The 17,454-nt window shown below is 49.2% G+C and carries 17 protein-coding genes; 11 read left to right on the forward strand and 6 right to left on the reverse strand.

All coding sequences use genetic code 11. The features are described from left to right. Window positions 1–176: 176 nt before the first annotated feature. From AC23NW_RS10195 to AC23NW_RS10205, 3 genes are read right to left on the reverse strand one after another with little or no spacing between them, the layout of a single operon-like run. A complete protein-coding gene (locus tag AC23NW_RS10195; protein ID WP_487449269.1) occupies window positions 177–518 on the reverse strand; it encodes a hypothetical protein in 342 nt (113 codons plus the stop codon). 4 nt (window positions 519–522) lie between these two features. Further along, window positions 523–2,793, reverse strand: a complete 2,271-nt coding sequence (locus tag AC23NW_RS10200) for a polymorphic toxin-type HINT domain-containing protein (protein ID WP_487449271.1) — start codon at window positions 2,791–2,793, stop codon at window positions 523–525. Window positions 2,794–2,800: 7 nt separating this feature from the next. Next, window positions 2,801–3,010: a hypothetical protein gene (locus tag AC23NW_RS10205; RefSeq protein ID WP_487449273.1), complete on the reverse strand. Its 210-nt coding sequence runs from the start codon at window positions 3,008–3,010 to the stop codon at window positions 2,801–2,803. A gap of 119 nt (window positions 3,011–3,129) precedes the next feature. Here AC23NW_RS10205 and AC23NW_RS10210 point away from each other — a divergent pair, with 119 nt between their 5' ends. The 6 genes from AC23NW_RS10210 (at window position 3,130) to AC23NW_RS10235 (ending at window position 8,684) form a co-directional block, all read left to right on the forward strand. Continuing rightward, on the forward strand, window positions 3,130–3,390 hold the full coding sequence (locus tag AC23NW_RS10210; protein ID WP_487449274.1) for a hypothetical protein: 261 nt from the start codon (window positions 3,130–3,132) through the stop codon (window positions 3,388–3,390). 34 nt (window positions 3,391–3,424) lie between these two features. After that, window positions 3,425–5,281, forward strand: coding sequence for a sensor histidine kinase (locus AC23NW_RS10215; protein WP_487449276.1), 1,857 nt, complete (start codon window positions 3,425–3,427; stop codon window positions 5,279–5,281). Between the two features lie 41 nt (window positions 5,282–5,322). Beyond that, complete coding sequence (locus AC23NW_RS10220) at window positions 5,323–7,194, forward strand: sensor histidine kinase (RefSeq protein WP_487449278.1); 1,872 nt, start codon at window positions 5,323–5,325, stop codon at window positions 7,192–7,194. Continuing rightward, window positions 7,172–7,807, forward strand: a complete 636-nt coding sequence (locus AC23NW_RS10225; protein ID WP_487449280.1) for a response regulator transcription factor — start codon at window positions 7,172–7,174, stop codon at window positions 7,805–7,807. The genes AC23NW_RS10220 and AC23NW_RS10225 overlap by 23 nt, the downstream gene beginning before the upstream one ends. An 81-nt stretch (window positions 7,808–7,888) precedes the next feature. After that, window positions 7,889–8,314, forward strand: a complete 426-nt coding sequence (locus tag AC23NW_RS10230) for a nuclear transport factor 2 family protein (protein WP_487449281.1) — start codon at window positions 7,889–7,891, stop codon at window positions 8,312–8,314. 172 nt (window positions 8,315–8,486) lie between these two features. Beyond that, window positions 8,487–8,684 (forward strand): HRDC domain-containing protein, encoded by a 198-nt coding sequence (locus AC23NW_RS10235; protein WP_487449647.1) that lies wholly within the window; start codon window positions 8,487–8,489, stop codon window positions 8,682–8,684. Between the two features lie 178 nt (window positions 8,685–8,862). Here the strand turns inward: AC23NW_RS10235 and AC23NW_RS10240 are convergent, their stop codons facing one another. Next, a complete protein-coding gene (locus AC23NW_RS10240) occupies window positions 8,863–9,654 on the reverse strand; it encodes a hypothetical protein (RefSeq protein WP_487449283.1) in 792 nt (263 codons plus the stop codon). Window positions 9,655–9,763: 109 nt separating this feature from the next. Beyond that, window positions 9,764–10,273 (reverse strand): SMI1/KNR4 family protein, encoded by a 510-nt coding sequence (locus tag AC23NW_RS10245; protein ID WP_487449285.1) that lies wholly within the window; start codon window positions 10,271–10,273, stop codon window positions 9,764–9,766. A gap of 459 nt (window positions 10,274–10,732) precedes the next feature. Here AC23NW_RS10245 and AC23NW_RS10250 point away from each other — a divergent pair, with 459 nt between their 5' ends. The 3 genes from AC23NW_RS10250 (at window position 10,733) to AC23NW_RS10260 (ending at window position 13,511) form a co-directional block, all read left to right on the forward strand. Further along, window positions 10,733–11,215: a c-type cytochrome gene (locus tag AC23NW_RS10250; RefSeq protein ID WP_487449287.1), complete on the forward strand. Its 483-nt coding sequence runs from the start codon at window positions 10,733–10,735 to the stop codon at window positions 11,213–11,215. A 104-nt stretch (window positions 11,216–11,319) separates the two neighbouring features. Then, window positions 11,320–12,540 (forward strand): pyridoxal phosphate-dependent aminotransferase, encoded by a 1,221-nt coding sequence (locus tag AC23NW_RS10255; protein ID WP_487449288.1) that lies wholly within the window; start codon window positions 11,320–11,322, stop codon window positions 12,538–12,540. Between the two features lie 182 nt (window positions 12,541–12,722). After that, window positions 12,723–13,511, forward strand: coding sequence for a queuosine precursor transporter (locus AC23NW_RS10260; protein ID WP_071501475.1), 789 nt, complete (start codon window positions 12,723–12,725; stop codon window positions 13,509–13,511). A 2-nt stretch (window positions 13,512–13,513) separates the two neighbouring features. Here AC23NW_RS10260 and AC23NW_RS10265 read toward each other — a convergent pair whose 3' ends face one another. After that, window positions 13,514–14,755: a 3-phosphoshikimate 1-carboxyvinyltransferase gene (locus tag AC23NW_RS10265; RefSeq protein WP_487449290.1), complete on the reverse strand. Its 1,242-nt coding sequence runs from the start codon at window positions 14,753–14,755 to the stop codon at window positions 13,514–13,516. A gap of 207 nt (window positions 14,756–14,962) precedes the next feature. Between AC23NW_RS10265 and AC23NW_RS10270 the strand changes: the two genes are divergently transcribed. Together AC23NW_RS10270 and AC23NW_RS10275 are read left to right on the forward strand one after the other, a co-directional pair. Continuing rightward, window positions 14,963–15,889 (forward strand): FHA domain-containing protein, encoded by a 927-nt coding sequence (locus tag AC23NW_RS10270; RefSeq protein ID WP_487449291.1) that lies wholly within the window; start codon window positions 14,963–14,965, stop codon window positions 15,887–15,889. 101 nt (window positions 15,890–15,990) lie between these two features. After that, window positions 15,991–17,454, forward strand: coding sequence for a PP2C family protein-serine/threonine phosphatase (locus tag AC23NW_RS10275; RefSeq protein WP_487449293.1), 1,464 nt, complete (start codon window positions 15,991–15,993; stop codon window positions 17,452–17,454).

A 17,454-nucleotide genomic window follows, 5' to 3' on the forward strand; every position in this document is an offset into this window, starting at 1 on the left:
GGCGATGACAGTGGCTTTAATGCTTAATGGCCTGTAGCGAAAGCTGGCTTCCGCCAGTAGATTGCTTTGCAATAAGCCAGCTTTCGGGCCAGAGCGGTCCGCCGCCCCGGTCCCAGCCTGATATTGATCCCTCGCAATATGCGAGCGATAACGGGAGTGATCAATATAAAATACATTTAACCTTCGCCATAAAGTCTTTTTTGAAACTCCTCATCCCACCATGTTTTTATTTCGAAGTTTCCTTCATTATTTAATGAAAACTGCGCCTTATTCCATAGATTATTTATTATTGCATTTTCTTTATTCCAGTCAATAATTTTATACAGAAAAAGAAAATCATAGTTAACATCTGCATCAATATCGATGGTTTGTCCATTTGTATTAATACAATATGCACTATAACCAACTCCTGGTTCTTGATTATAATATTCCATGACTAGCACACATGTCTCCCAATTATCAACCTTATGAAGGCTTTTCAATACTTGTTTAAACGTTGTTTCAATTAATTGCTCCATTTTTTTAGTTTATAAATTGTTTGGTTATTAAAGGTCCATTATCAATTCGATACTTGACAGTAAATCCCAAAGGCCGCCTATTTACTCCGTAACTTATTTGAATTGTCAAGTTCACTTTCTTCTTGGGTATCTCACTTAGTGCATTGGCCCATTCTTGTTCCATTCTATACCAACCTCCGTCTGTTTTTCGAAGTTGATTAAGATCCCTTCGCATTGGTATAAAATTTATAGCTTCATGTGGCCCATTAAACTGATATCCGATTATGTGACCACCGTCATCCCCGGAAATAGGGTTCATTTCACTAATCTGATCTGTATAACTTCCTTGACGTTCACCTCTTTTACCTAGTTGTAAATCATCCACTACAACTTCAGTTACGCGGCTTTGCGCATCTGTTTTGTAAGAGATACCATCTACTTCATAAGTCATATTAGCATCTAATATCCCATTACTTTTCTTAGGTCGGTGTATCTGGTTATTTTTATTGCTGTATGTTGCTCCTGCACTTTCAGCACGGAATTTACAACTATTATGCACCCATACCCCTTGCCTACCAACAAAGTACGTATGAAAGTCCGCAACCTCAAAGTTATAGACAGTGGCCGTGGTATCGAGGGTGGCAATACTGTCTACTTCCAGATTAGCCCGGGGCAGGTAAGGTACATTGGCGGCAGTGGCTACCTCAGCTTGCTGCAAGGCGTCGCCTTTCTGTAACATACCCGCGCCTACCCACCGGTTGCCTATCCGGAAAGGGTGTTCCGGCGTGGTTAACAGCGTATCATTACCGGCAAAGACTTTCACTAAGCGAGTAGCTGTTTTTACAAACGTCCGCGTAACACGTTTGTAGGTTTGCTGCCCGGTTTGTTCGTCGCGGCTCAAGACCTCATCGCCCGGCTTGATGCGTTCAATAGGCCGGATGCCCTGCCGGGTGTGTACCGGTGTTCCGGCAACGAAGCATTTAGGTCCGAACTTACATTTACCATTAGCATCTACGTCGATAGAACCTACTTCTGTCTGCTTTGTGATTGGGTTATAAACCTCTACATTTTCAGCATGAGCAATTGAGGTGCCGATATTATCCGTTTTATTGGTTAATAAAAGACCTTTGTCTGTCTGATTACCAATCAGTTTACTGCCTACAAATACATTAAGCTCTTTGCGGCTTGCACTTAAGGCAAATTTAAACGTAGTGCCTGCTTTTAACTGGCGAGCGTAATTAATAGCCCTTCGCATAGCGGCTTCCATCAGGGAACGTCCGCTTTTGATGAGTGCTTTTGCTGCACCAACACCTTCAATTATATCTACTACTACCAGCATAGCCTTGCCTGCTTTGTAATTTCGGCAGGCATCAGGCTCTACTCCATCTGTTCCACAATCGTTACCATCGGTAAAATAAGAGACAAACTCTTTGAACAAAGAGCCGTTTAAAGCGGAAGCGCCTGTTTTTTTGACATTTTCAGCCGCCAGAGAATACAAATTATCGGTGACGGAACGGATTGCTACGCATTTTGGTGACGTATACGCTTTAGTATTATCGGCACATGGTGCACCTGTTCCAATGGGAACACATCGGGTGTTACAACTGATGACCTCTAAAATTGAACCAATTCCTGTTACGGTCTCCCAGGCACCGTCAATAATACCAGCGAAAAAGGCTCCCGAAGCACAATCGTTTAATTCACAAACGCTTGATAGCTTTTCGTTCTTCCACCAGCAACGGGGTACTAACCCTTGCTGGTTAGCATAAGTACCATTACATGAGATCGCATTTTTTAGTCCCTCCCAGATAGCAGATGTGAATTTGAGCGCACTTTCTGTTGCCTTCTTAAGACAATCAGGGATTGACGTACAGGAAGTACAACTACTGACAGCCAATCGTCCACCACTATTGGTAGTTGTGCTCAAACTATTGGAAATCTGCTGTAAGGCACATTGTGAGTCAATCAACCCTTCGAGCATCTGTTCTTTTACCGCCTGCTCTAACTCAGTGTTGTCCATAACATCAGCAATGACCTGTTCAAGATCTTTCAACAGAGCATCGACCTTAATTATGTCTTCTTTCCCGCCCGTAAAGGTGTTTACAAAATCCTGAATGTCAGTAGCTAAATCGTTGGTTTCTTCAAAAATATGCTGAATATCAGGGGTCACAAACCAGCTCGGATCATACTTCGTCACCAGTTTACCCGCTGCCAGTTCGTAGCAATCATTCAGTTTTGCATTGTCGAAGGTCACCTGAGCGGGCAGGTTTATGCCCTTCAGCAGCGTTACGTCCACAATGCCTTCACCTGTCCAGCCGCCCGGTCCCGTCGTGCGCGACCCCGGCACCGGTAATACTCGTCACGGTTACCTTGTAGTCACCGGCGTAGAACTGATCACCGGGGGCCAGGTTGCTAATCGCGTTGGTCGCATCGGGGCGGTCCGTCGTTATACGCGTAGGGGCAACCCCACGTGGTTGCCCAACCAACCGGAGGGTGCACAACGTTAATGGCATTCCCTACAGAGTGTCGCAATAGACGAGCACTGACAGGACACAAAAGACTACTAAAATTGGGGATGGTACCTGACTTCGTAATCACCCAATTTTGGGGCATTGATAAAGATGACTCCACTATGCAGGCCTTCTACCCGTTACTTTTACCCTTATGCCTTTTTGCAGGTAACGCCGATTTTGTCCACCGTACTTTAACGGCCAACGGGCAGTCGGTAAGGCGGGCCGACTATATGCAACACAGGGAAACGGAACGAGGCAGCAAGCCCGATATGTCCGGAATTGACAGTGATCTGCGGGCCGAACGCGATACCTACGGACAGATAGAAACGCCTTCGCAGTTAAGTCCGCAGGTTTTACCCGGCCCGGGATATGCGCCTTGACAAAGAGGCTATAGATTTGCAACTTACCTTCAGGATGTCAACTAACTTTTCCATGCGTCTGTGTATCCTGCTTTTACTGCTCCCCTTCTCACTCGCAGCACAGCCTGTGCTGACCATTACGAATGCCGCTGCCCCTAATGCCGTTGCGCCCTATGTGTATGTCTACAGGGATGCTACACACAAGCTGACGTATGATCAGGTTGCCCGATTTCCGTTGGATTCTTTCCAGCGATTAAACCAACAGGAAATTGTTCAATTTGGTTATTTCTACGAGAAAATCTGGCTGCGGTTTGCGGTAAAAAATAAGACAAAGGAAGACCTCTACCTCATTCATAGCTACCGGGGGTTTCGTCGGATGGACGTTATTATTATAGACGAAAACGGGCAAAAACGGGCGTATCAGGCGGGTGAATCAATGCCTGCTTTCTATCAACAAGTACAGACAAAGCCTCCCGTTTTTCCAATCGGTAGTCATCCTTCTACTGTTTATCTTTCTATCGTAACGGGAAATGCCCACGGCGATTTTATTCACACTGGTAATTTGGAACAAGCACTCTCCTACCAGCGATTCAATACCGTCTGGCAAAGTTTTGCAATGGGTATTTATGTGCTTGTCTTTATCTATGCCTTTATTTTTGCCATTCGCCTGCGAGACTCTCTGATTGGCTGGTACGCCTTGCTGATGCTGAGTATTCTTTTCTTCTACGTTGATTATTACAGTTTTTTCTCCATCAACAAGTACTTCAATACGGCTTTTGCTTATCAGCTTTGCTGGTCGCTTTTCCACGTTTATTTTCTCAACCTTCGTGCTTATTCCAAAAGCTTGTATTGGGCGATTTTAGGCTTAAACGGGCTGTTTTATGCTAATTCAGCCATTACCCAACTTGTTCAATTAGTGGAGCCAAGCTTCGTTTCCCCGCTTTTTCGGCTACTCCTGTGGCTCAAAGTTGACTGGGGCGGGTTTATTTTGCTCGTGTTGTTTCTTTTGTTGGTGAGTCTGATTTATGTGGCCATCAAAAACCTGAAGCAAGTCTGGGTGTATGCCATTGCATTCAGTATCAGCTTAATCGCCATGATTATCAGCATGTTCTCGCTCTATACTATTTCGTGGCTCCCCTACCTTCCTTACAATAATTTCTTTGTTCCCGGTACATTGATTGAAATCATCATGCTGGGCTTTATTCTGGCCGACCGAACCAGTCGGGAACGCAAGGAACAAGCGAAAACCCAGAAACAACTCATCATTCAATTACAGGAAAACCTCCATCAGCAGCATAAACTCCTGCAAATCCGCGACGAAATCGCCCGCGACCTGCACGACGAAGTGGGCGCTACCCTCACGGGAATTGCCACCTCAGCCAAAGTTGTTCAGAAGAAAATGGACAACCAGCAGCCTGAGCTTAAAGCCGTATTGGGCCAAATGAAAAACGATTCGGAAGAGGCCATTCATACCATCAGGGACACTATCTGGGCCTTGAACCCCGACAATGACGCCCCCGAAAAACTCATTGAAAAAATGAAAGCCGTAGGGTTTAAACTGCTTATCCCCCATGACATCATCTTTGTTTTTGAGAATGAAGTACCTGTCAGTCAACTCCCTGCCTTTTCGATGGAACAGCGGCGCAACCTGTATCTGGTCTATAAGGAAGCCCTGCACAACATCGCCAAACATAGCGAAGCCACCCACACACAGGTACGGATTTACCAACAAAACAGGGAGTTCCGCATTCGCATCTCGGATGATGGCAAAGGCTTTGATCCTGCCACAATTACCGATGGAAACGGGCTGAAAAATTTTCAAAAACGGGCGAAGGAGGGTGGATTTGAGGTGAACGTTTCGTCGAAAAGTGGAGTCGTCGTAGAAATCAGTATACCAAGCCAACACCTATGAGACTAATAGCTTTGTTACTTTTCGTTCTCTCGTTACCCCTTGTGGCTCAGCCTGTGCTGACCATCAGTAAGGAGCAGCGGGTACGAACCGTTGCACCGTTTGCCTATTATTTGGAGGACCTTAGCCATAAACTAAGTTATGAACAAGTAGCACGTTATCCACTAGATTCGTTCAAACCTGTAAATCGACAAGGGGCTTTGCAATTCGGTATGAGGTCAGGAACCATGTGGCTGCGGTTTCAGGTCAATAACCAGACTGAACGGGAGTTAATGTTGCTTTCAACCCAGTGGAGATTTACCCGTCTGGACGTATATGTAGTGGATGAAAAAGGGCAGCTAACCGTTCAAAAACTACCATCGACTACTCCACTTGACGAACGAATTGCTCCTATGGTGCAAGCCTTTTCTACGTTAGGCAGGCACCCACGCACGGTGCATTTGGCGGCCGAACTTTCCATTGCCGACTTTTATAATGATTATCTACAATTGGCTGATATGGGCTATATCATTCATTACCAAAAGCAAACAGCGCTGTGGCATGGTGTATTGGTGGGTATCTACCTTTTAGTCTTCTTATTCGCTATTGTCTTTTTTGTCCGCCTTCGGGATCCCCTCATTGGTTGGTATGCGTTTTTTCTTTTTACCAATACACACTGGTTTTTAGACCGTAGTGGCTACTTAATCGAATTTTTTGGTCAGGATTCATGGTACGCTCTTTTTCGTCCTTATTATCCAATACATTTTGCCCTTATGTGTGTTTGGGCAATTTTTTTAATGAAGTTCATTCGGCTCAAACAGTTCTCAAAGGGACTTTACAATCTCATTATTCGTTGGATTGCGATTGATTTTATCGGTCACACCTATTTCTGCATCACGGCCTTGCTTGGACACCCCTACCCCTTGATGCGTATCTGGACTCATGCGTTACGAATTGAGTATGTAGGCTATTTGGCTTCTACTTTATTCTTCCTATTGGTAGGAGTTATTTATGTTACACTCAAAGATTTTCAACGGGTTAGATGGTATTCATTGGCATTTGGTATTGGTTTGATTTCTATGATTGTCGCCATTCTGGCACTTTTTGATATTTCATGGCTGCCGCATTACCCCTTCAACAATATTTATTTTTATGGTTCCGTCATCGAAATCATCTTATTAGGGTTTATTCTGGCCGACCGAACCAGTCGGGAACGCAAGGAACAAGCGAAAACCCAGAAACAACTCATCATTCAATTACAGGAAAACCTCCATCAGCAGCATAAACTCCTGCAAATCCGCGACGAAATCGCCCGCGACCTGCACGACGAAGTGGGCGCTACCCTCACGGGAATTGCCACCTCAGCCAAAGTTGTTCAGAAGAAAATGGACAACCAGCAGCCTGAGCTTAAAGCCGTATTGGGCCAAATGAAAAACGATTCGGAAGAGGCTATTCATACCATCAGAGATACCATCTGGGCCTTGAACCCCGACAACGACGCCCCCGAAAAGCTCATCGAAAAAATGAAAGCCGTGGGGTTTAAACTGCTTATTCCCCATGACATCATCTTTGTTTTTGAGAATGAAGTCCCTGTCAGTCAACTTCCTGCCTTTTCGATGGAACAACGGCGTAACCTGTATCTGGTCTATAAAGAAGCCATGCACAACATCGCCAAACACAGCGAAGCTACCCACGCGCAGGTACGGATTTACCAACAAAACACGGAGTTTCGCATTCGTATCTCGGATGATGGAAAAGGCTTTGATCCTGCCACAATCACCGATGGAAACGGGCTGAAAAATTTTCAAAAACGGGCGAAGGAGGGTGGATTTGAGGTGAACGTTAATTCTGCGGGAAACACAGGTACCGAACTAACCATTATACTTTTACATTTAGCCCCCACTCACCTGCCCCATGATCAGTCTAGTCATTTTTGAAGACAACAAAGTGTTACGAAAAAGCCTGACGCTTTATTTTAACAATACCGAAGGAATTTATCTGGCAGGAGCTTTCGAAGATGCTAACGAAGCCGTGGCCAGAATCCGCAAACATCGCCCCGACGTCGTGCTGATGGATATTCAAATGCCGGGGCTATCAGGCATTGAAGCTCTGCAACGCATAAAAACCGCCTATCCGGACACTAAAGTACTGATTCACACAATTTTCGAAGACGATCATCGTATTTTTTCGGCTGTTTGTGGCGGAGCTTCAGGGTACGTACTCAAAAGCCCTGACCCGGATGAAGTGCTTCAGGCCATACAAGACGTTTACAAAGGCGGAGCGCACATGTCGCCTGCCATTGCCCTCAAAGTGATGCAGATGTTTCAGAGCCAGTTTGTGCAGGCTCAGCCCACCTATGTAGAACTGACGGGCAGGGAGCGTGAGGTACTGGCGTGTATGGTAAAAGGCCTGAGCTACAAGATGATAGCGGATGCCTGTTCGCTTAGTTTTCATACGGTACATTACCACATAAAACACATTTACGAAAAACTCCACGTCAACTCAGCACCCGAAGCCGTGGTGAAAGCCATTGAGCAAAAGCTGGTTTAAAAACTACCAATTTTGGGGAGATTAGAGTTTAGGTGAATCCCTGATCTTTGCCTCAGTCATTTACTAAACTTTAATGCTCCAATGAAAACCTTACCCTTCAAAATCGCCCTTTGCTCATTACTATTGTTGAGTGTTTGCTCGGTCAGTTTTGCCCAAAAAGACAATACAGACGACCCCGAAAAAGTACTTCAATTATTTATCTCCGAATACAACGCTGATCCTCACCGTTTTTTCGACAGTCGCCTTTCAACTGATTTTAGATTTACGGATTCTAAGGGACTTTTTTCAAACCGGGAATCTGTAGTAAAAAATAACGAGGGGCGAAAGAGTCTCACCAGTGACGTGTCGAATCTCAAGTTTTTTAAAGAAGGAAATTTGATTGTGGCCAGTGGCATTCATTCCTTTGGTGGTTATCTCGTGGCTTTTACTTATACCCTCCAAAAACAAAACGGCAGGTGGATGTTTGCCGCCTCGCACCATACGGTCGTAGCGACCGAAAAAAAGTAGCAGAGGGTTAAAGAAACTCCCCGGATTTCAAATAGCCCAACCTCCCGAAAATTTAAAACTTTCGGGAGGTTGGGCTATTTACAAACCTAAAACTTTACGGTTAAAGGCTTCATCGGATGAGGGAACAAAAAACCGCAAAGACGACACCATTGGCAAAGGACTCTGCGGAGTACTGAAAAAGTGGCGCGACGACCTCGCCGGCGAACACAACACAACCGGCTACATGGTTTTGCCGCAGAAAACGATCCTTGAACTGGTGCGCGTCCGGCCCGGATCACCCGCTGAATTACTGAAAATTAAGGGCATGGGCAAAACCAAACAGCTCGGTGCTGCCATTCTGGCCATTATCCGGCAGTACGGAGATAACTGATTGGCGTATAAATAGTCATTGTTGAACGTGACATGCGCAGCGATAACCCCGTAAACCATATACCCGTACCCGTAGGGGCAACCCCACGTGGTTGCCCAACCAACCGGAGGGTGCACAGCCTTAATGGCGTTCCCTACAGAGTGTCACAATAGGCGAGCGATGACGACAACTCCGGACGCTATTTACAGACGGTGTTGACGGTGAAGGTATTGGCCGCGATCTGCCTCCCCGATTCCTTGATGACGGTGCTGAAGGCGGCGTTGCCGTTAGGGTAGGTAAAGCTCTCCGTGGCATCAAACATCGGGTAGGTGCGGCTTTTGAGCCGGTGTTTACTCAGCAGCAGGTCGTAATTGGTTTCGGTGTTGTAGTAGGCATAGCTGCCGAAATAATTGATCAGCAGCCGCAGACCCACCGGAAGCCCCCCGACTGGATTGGGCTGCGTGGTCTCGTAGGCCGATTCCAGAAAGACCGCCGTCGTTTTGCCGTCCGGAATGGTGATTTTAGTTAAGTCGCCGTTAGCATCGAAGGTAGGCGTGATCTCATCCGACGAGCCGAAACTCTGATCGGTGATTTTGGCCACATGCCCGCTTGCGGTGTAGCTCAGCGTAATTTTCTTAATGGCCTCCCTGACTCCATCGTAAGTATAATACACTGCAAACGTGGTGAGCCGTTTCTGGCCATCGTACTGAAAGGTAATGGCGTCTTTTTCGTCTACCTTGCCGGTATCGTCGAGACCATCCATGGCCACGAGCAGCCCGTTTTCATTGCGGATAGCCGCTTTCCAGTTGTTGAAAGCGTCGGTATAGGTAATACCAGTAATGAGGCCGGCAGCAGTGGTCAGCTTAACCGACCCTTTTGCCTTGCCATCCAGCGAGTGGGTGAATTCAGCAGGGGTGCAGGTAGTTTCGGCGGGCGTGACGTCCTCTGTTTTTTTACTACAGGATGCGGTAAAGACGAACAGCCCGAGCATTAGGTTGCTTTGTAACAAGCCAACTCCCGGGCCAGAGCAGAGACCCTTCCTGATATTGATCCATCGCAATATGCGAGCGAGAACGGGGACGAGAAATATCGGTACTATCTTAATCGAAATTTATTGCATCTAAAGATGTTAGTGATTCTAAAAAAATTATTAAATTATCAGCTATTTTTACAGGAAAAATACTATATTTTTCTTCTATAAAATCATAGCTGACATAGTTTATCCAATAAATTTTCCCACAATTTTTACTATTGTAACCTATATATATTCCTCCACCTGTAGTTGTAGATCCAAGGCAAAGCATTTCATTATGGAAAAAATTGGGATAATTTATGTCTTCTTGAAACTCAATAGCGCCAAAATATGATCCGACAATTTGATTAATTCCACTAATTTCCTGTAAACAGTCTGAGTATTGGTGTTCATTTATTTCAACGGTAAAAGCATTTCTATCAAATTTTAAAATACCGCCATTTTGATCAAGTAAAAAACTGCGGCAAAGTTCAGGCAATTGAAAACCAAGTCGTTTCTCTTCTTCAATTAATCTTTGCATAGAAATAGGGGCAAATACTTCTTCGAAGTATTTTTTAAAAATATTTAACGTTTGCATCCTCCAACGAATTTATTTGATACTTCAAACGGGTCAGGCAGGTAACCCTTTAACCCTTTATTACTAAGTGATGTACCTCCTACATGAGGCACCACATTACCTGAATTAGTAGCTCTCCGCTCCATCCAGTTGGGGCCCTGACCACGTATAGGTTGCCCCGGCAGACGGCGAGGCGGTGGCCGTCAGTAAAATCGTCTGACCGGCACAAACCAGGGCACTGGAAGCCGAAATAAGTGGTGGCTATCGTGACGCTATAGGGCGTTGTCACGACAGGGCTGACAGAAATGGCGGCGGTATTGGCTCCCGTATTGCATTGGCACAGGTATTACAAAGATCACCCCTCCTTACAACGGAATATCATTCCGTTGTACATCTCTACAAGATATCCATATTCTGATCATAATCATTGCAAACCTGGTGGCGATGCGCTTTTTTGCGGCGGAATTAACCAACATCCATATGCTATCGAAAGACTACGTCCGGGCGCTGACAGCCGCCCTCCTCGGACTCGGGACCCTCGTCCTGTTATTACTCGTCATGACCTTTGCCCTGTTCTTTTTGTGGCCGGCCGACAGTGGCACGGCCACCGCTTCGGCACCGGCCGGTGGTAGCGGAGCGCCCGCCGCTGCGCCTAAAGCCGTCGCGCTGACCGCCGAACAGGAGCATGGGAAAACGCTGTTCTCCAACAACTGCGCCCAGTGCCATGCCGTTACTGATGAAGTAGTAGTGGGGCCGGGCCTGAAAGGGGTTCGCCAGCGCACGCCGGGCGATGCATGGCTGACGAAATGGATCAAAAACTCACAGGCCGTTGTCGCCAGCGGCGATGCCTATGCCGTCGGCGTTTACAACAAATACGGCAAAATTGCCATGAGTGCTTTCCCGCAGTTCAGTGATCAGGACATTAACGACATCCTGAATTATATTGACTCAGAAGGAAAATAGTCTTTTTACACCCCGATTTATACCAAATTTTAGATTATTTTCCGGCATAAGGATTTTGGAAGCCCCTTGTTTTGTAGCTTTGCGACTCATATCGCAAGGGTACCATGAACGAAATACTGAAAAGCCAACGGCTAAACAATCTGAAATACGACATTCGTGGCCCTGTCTATGAGCGTTCGCTGGAACTCGAAAGTCAGGGCTACAAAATCATAAATCTGAATATCGGTAATCCTGCGCCATTTGGTTTTGATGCGCCTGATGAGATCGTCCACGACATCATTCTGAACATCCGCAATGCGCAGGGTTACTCCGATTCGCGGGGGCTTTTTGCTGCCCGGAAGGCGGTGATGCACTACACCCAGAATCTGGGCATCCCCAACATCACCATCAACGACATATTTATCGGCAACGGGGTTAGTGAGCTCATTATCCTCTCTATGCAGGCCCTCATCAACGAGGGCGACGAAGTACTCGTGCCGTCGCCGGATTATCCGCTCTGGACAACATCGGTGGCCCTGTGCGGGGGCAAACCCGTCCATTACGTCTGCGACGAAGAAGCGGACTGGAACCCCGACCTTGCCGATATCGAAAGCAAAATTACCAACCGGACGCGGGCCATCGTTGTCATCAACCCCAACAACCCGACGGGGGCTGTCTACGATAAAGCCATCCTCGAAGGCATTGCCCGCATCGCCGAGAAGCATAAAATTATCGTCTTCTCCGACGAGATCTACGACAAGATCCTGTATAACGGCGCAATTCACTACCCGATTTCGAAAATGGTGCACGAAACGCTGTGCATCACCATGGGCGGACTTTCCAAAAACTACCGCGCTGCCGGTTTCCGGGGCGGCTGGCTGATCCTGAGCGGGGCTAAACACAAGGCAAAATCCTATATCGAAGGGCTGACGCTGCTGGCGAGTATGCGGTTGTGTGCAAACGTACCGACGCAGTACGCCATTCAAACCGCGCTCGGCGGGTATCAAAGTATCAATGACCTGATTATGCCGACCGGCCGGTTATACAAACAGCTCATGCTGACGTATGAGCGGATGGTCGCCATTCCGGGCATTTCGTGCGTCAAGCCGAAAGGTTCGCTCTATGTGTTCCCGAAAATTGACCTGTCGCAGTTTACCTTCGCCGACGACAATCAGTTTGTCTATGACCTGTTATCTGAGCAGAAGGTACTGGTCGTGGCCGGGCAAGGGTTTAATTACAAAACGCCGGATCACTTCCGGATTGTCTGCCTGCCTACCGTCGATGAGCTGACTGTTGCCCTCGACCGGATCGAGGTTTTCCTCGAAACCCACCGGAAACTGGTGTAAGGCCGGCAGCGGAAAGTTATAAAATGGTTTTCACCACATAGCCACATAGAAAACAAAGAGTATTAATTTCCTGTGTGTCCTATGTGTCTATGTGGTGTAGCCATTGAGATTTTGGGTTAAGTGAATTGGTTGTAGCAAACAACTGTTATCTTGGAACCTGAATCACTGGATGCTGTTTCTCCATGGCCTACTCATTTACGAACAAACGAACAAACCTGTTTATCACCCTCAGCGCGATCTTTCTGACCAATGCGCTGGTTGCCGAGATCATCGGCGTTAAAATTTTCTCGGGCGAAACGCTGCTGGGCACCGCTCCCGCGCAACTGCACCTCTTCGGCGATTTCGTGCTCGACTTCAACCTGACCGCCGGGGCCGTTATCTGGCCGTTTGTGTTCATCACCTCCGACATCATCAACGAGTATTTCGGCAAGGCCGGTGTCAAACGCATTTCGTACCTGACCGCCGGTTTTATCGGCTACAGTTTCCTGATCATTTATGCCGTCACGAAACTGCCGCCGGCCCAGTTCTGGCTGGACGTAAACGCAAAAGACCCTGCCGGCAACCCCATCAACATCGATAATGCGTTCGGGATGATTTTCCGGCAGGGCCTTGGTATTATTATCGGGTCATTAACCGCGTTTCTGATCGGTCAGCTGCTCGATGCGTCGGTGTTTCAGTACCTGCGCAAAATCACGGGCAGCCGTAAAATCTGGCTTCGGGCCACGGGGTCAACGCTGGTTTCGCAGCTGGTCGACAGTTTTGTGGTCCTCGGCATCGCCTTTTACGTTTTCGGCAACTGGTCGCTGGCGCAGGTACTGGCCGTGGGCATCATCAACTACATCTACAAGTTCACGACCGCCATTCTGCTGACGCCGCTGCTGTATGCGGCTCACTATGCCATCGACGGCTATCTGGGCAAAGAGCACGCCGAAGACCTGGCCAACGAGGCGTCGATGAGCTCGTTTATGTAGCCTCAGGCGACTACTTCTTCAACGGTCGCTACCCGCGCAAAGTCTTCCCAGAACGACGGATACGACTTAGCAACAACACCCGGCTCCTCAATTACGACGGCCTGACGCATGGCAACCGGCGCAAATGCCATAGCCATCCGATGGTCGTCGTACGTTTCAATCGTTGGGGTTCCTGCCGGAGCCGTTGCCAGCTGCCGGACCACGTAGCGCGTATTGGTCTCCACTTCGACCAGTTCGGCACCTATTTTCTGTAACTCGGCCTGAAGGGCGGCGACCCGGTCGGTTTCCTTGATTTTGAGGCTTTCGATACCGGTCAGCGTCAGGTCGGCTTTCAGCGCACCGCAGCAGGCAGCAACGGTCTGCGCCAGATCCGGGCAGTTTGTAAAATCCCACGCCAAGGCCGTTTCTGCCGGCTGTTGCGTCAATAATACACCACGGTCGGAGAAACTGCTTTCAACGCCGAGCGGCCGCATGATGTCGACAATCGCGCTGTCACCCTGCAACGACTTTTCTTTCAGGCCCAGCAGTTCGATTACGGAACCTTGCTCAGCCAGGGCCACCACGCTGTACCAGTAGCTCGCTCCCGACCAGTCCGATTCAACGGCATACGTGCACGGCTGGTAAGCGCCCGGCGCAACGGTAATGGTTTTTGCCTCCCAGTCGGCCGTCACGTCGGCACCAAAGACCCGCATCTGGGCCATGGTCATTTCGATATACGGCCGCGAGCCGATGTCTCCCGTTAACGTCAGCGTTAATCCGTCGGGCAATGACGGGGCAATCATGATCAGGGCCGAAATATACTGGCTGCTGACATCCCCCCGAATGCTGACACGGTTCGTTCCTGAGGCCGAAAAACCGTTGATTTTCAGCGGCGGATAGCCTTCATTCCGTACGTACTCAATATCAGCACCCAGCGTCCGGAGCGCGTCGACCAGAATACCGATCGGCCGCTCGCACATCCGCGGCGTACCGGTCAGGGTCTTCTGCTGGCCCGTTACGGCGAAATAGGCGGTCAGGAAGCGCATGGTCGTACCGGCATCCAGTACATCGGCCACCGCATCGTCCGATTTCAGCAACCGGATCATCGTCTGCGTATCGCGGGCTGTCGACAGGTTATGTAAGTCACACTGAAAGCCCGTCAGCGCGTCAAGAATCAGCGCACGGTTGCTTTCGCTTTTCGAAGAGGCTAATGGAATCGTGGCCCGTACCGGACCATCGGGAGGAAGTAAGTGTACAGCGTTCAAAACAAAGAGCATTTAGTGGTAAGCCCCGCCCCCGGCAAGGGCCTAAGCACCGCAAAAATACGGCATCCGCCCGGAAACTGGATGATTTTATAAAATATCACCGCGAAAAGTGCGTTTTTCGCTGTAGTATTTCCTTGTTTTCTATGTGCCTATGTGGTAAGTATTAAACCATCTATCGCCCTCTCATTCCTTACAACTGATTGATCAATGACATTTCTGGACCGTCTGAAAAAAGCTCTTTTACCTGTCGATACGGCAGCTCCCGCCCCCGACGTCACCAATACGCGGCTGATGAACGAACTGCTTGCCTGTTTCAACGCCTCGGTGCAGCAGGAGTCGGTGGGTTCCAGTCTGCTGTTTAACATGCATTACCTCATTATCCTGCATCCCGATACCTACAATGCCCGGTTATCGTCGCTGCCGGTGGTGGTAAAAGAAACGGTAAAAGCCTTTTACAAACGGCTGAATGACCTCAAAGACCAGTACGGGGAGGTATCGCCGGTTTCGGTGAACTGGCAGTTTAAGTTCGGCCCCGGCGTCTCGTTCAGCAACGAAACAATTGAGCCGAATGACATTCTGGTCATCGGCACCCTCACAGGCCTCCGGGAAGGTAGTTACCAGCAAACCACCAAAGCGACGGCAAAGCCTAAGCGCACAAACGTATTCGACCGGATGGACATCAACCTGGAAACCCTCCGGAATATCGACTTTAACGAAACGGGCTCGTTTTCTGTCCGGTTCAGCGCCGACCTGCCGACTGGCGGTGACAGCCAGCCCAAAAGTAAACAGGCCGGTCTGGCGCGGATCAGCTACCACCTGCCCGAACAGGACACCGACGAACAGTTTACCATGCAGGTACGGGAAATTGTGATTGCACGGAAAGAGCCCGAAAACATGAGCTACGGCAATTACCTGCTGATCGACTCGCTGTACGTCTCGAATCCACATGCCCGAATCCGGTATAATGAAAGCGCCCATCAGTTTCAGATTGCTTCATTCAGCCGCAACGAAACCCGCGTCAACGAACGGGTTATTCCCCGCAGCGACCTGACCGATCCGCAATGGCTGGAGCTGCCAAATCAGGCCCAGATCCTGCTTAATGGGTTCATTACGCTTCATTTCGACGGAGAATGACCTCCCGTACTATCACTTTTTATACAGATCGTGGCCGCTTTTTCGTTCCTATCGCTGATAGTTCATCAGCCACCTTTTGACATTCCCGCAGACATTCCGGCATGAATTCAGTAGCTATATACGGTCAGACCGACGTCGGGCAGCGCCGGCAAGACAATCAGGATACGTTTATCTGCCAGCCGCTCGACTCCCCGAAATGGCCTTCGCAAGACCTCGCCCTGCTGGCCGTCATCGACGGTGTCGGTGGTTATGCCGGCGGCGACCAGGCAGCCGCCATCGCCCGTACCTATCTGGAAGCCTACATGGCCGAACCCAAGGGCGACATCCTGAGTATGCTGCGCGAGGCGGTTGTACATGCCAACAATCAGATTCTGGAGGCACGGCGGCAGGACCTGCGGTTCGCACAGATGTCGTGTGTGCTTACCGCCGCCGTAGCCGATGCCGGCCGCAACCGGCTTTATGTGGTGCATGTGGGCGATACGCGGCTGTACCGCTTCCGGAACGGCGGCTTCGATAAACTGACCAATGACCACTCACTGGTCGGCGTTCGGGAAGATGCCGGCGAACTCAGCGAAGCCGAGGCCATGAATCATCCCCGCCGCAACGAAATCCTGCGCGACGTCGGATCGGCCCATCACCAGATTGATGACCCTGACTTTTTTGATGCCTTCGATACGGATTTTCAGCCGGGCGATGTGCTGCTACTTTGCTCTGACGGCTTATCGGATATGCTCACAAAAGCCCAGATGACGGCCGTGCTCAACCAGAAAGCCAGCCTTCAGGCGCAGGTACAGCAGCTGATTGACCTGGCTAATCAACAAGGCGGTAAAGACAATATCACGGTTGTGCTGGCACAGCATACGGGCCAGGCAGTGGCTACACCACGTCCGGCCGACCGGAAACAGACCGGCACATATCCCAAACCGGCTCCGGCGATTCCCGCTCCGGTCAGACCGTCCGAACCGACGGCAGCCTATTCGGACGAACCGCTTCGTCAGCCACAGAAGCCAAAGCGCACTTCGGGCCTGTGGATCGGCCTTGCCCTACTGGCAGTCCTGGGTATTGCGGCGTATGTCTGGATGACCACACGGCCCGACCGGCCGACGTCGCCCGCTGAGCTCTCAATCCCTGAACAGGCCATGGCGGTGGCTCAGCCTACGTTTCTGGATACGCTGCTGACCTCGGCCCGGCAACACCGGCTCGTCATGTCGACCGATTCGCTGCCGGACACGCTTCGGCTCAGCCGCCCGATTGCGGTTGCCGACACCCTCGATCTGGTGGTGACCGGCAATCCACTGGTGATTCTGCCCGCTGATTCAACCAGTCGTTTTCCTGCCTTTTCGGTAGCGGCCAACGGGCTGCTGAAACTGAACGGCATCCGGATCAGTGAGTTCCAGACGGCAATTCAGGCGGGCGAAAACGCTAAAATCACACTAAATAACGTATCTTTCCATCATGTACAGACGCGGGTTGCGGCACTGGCTGCGGCAACCGACTCCACGATGAACGAAGAAATTCAGCTGTCGGTTAAACCGATTACACCTAAAAAAAACATCCGTAAGTAA

It is taken from the genome of Arsenicibacter sp. R0_47, from assembly GCF_057652235.1.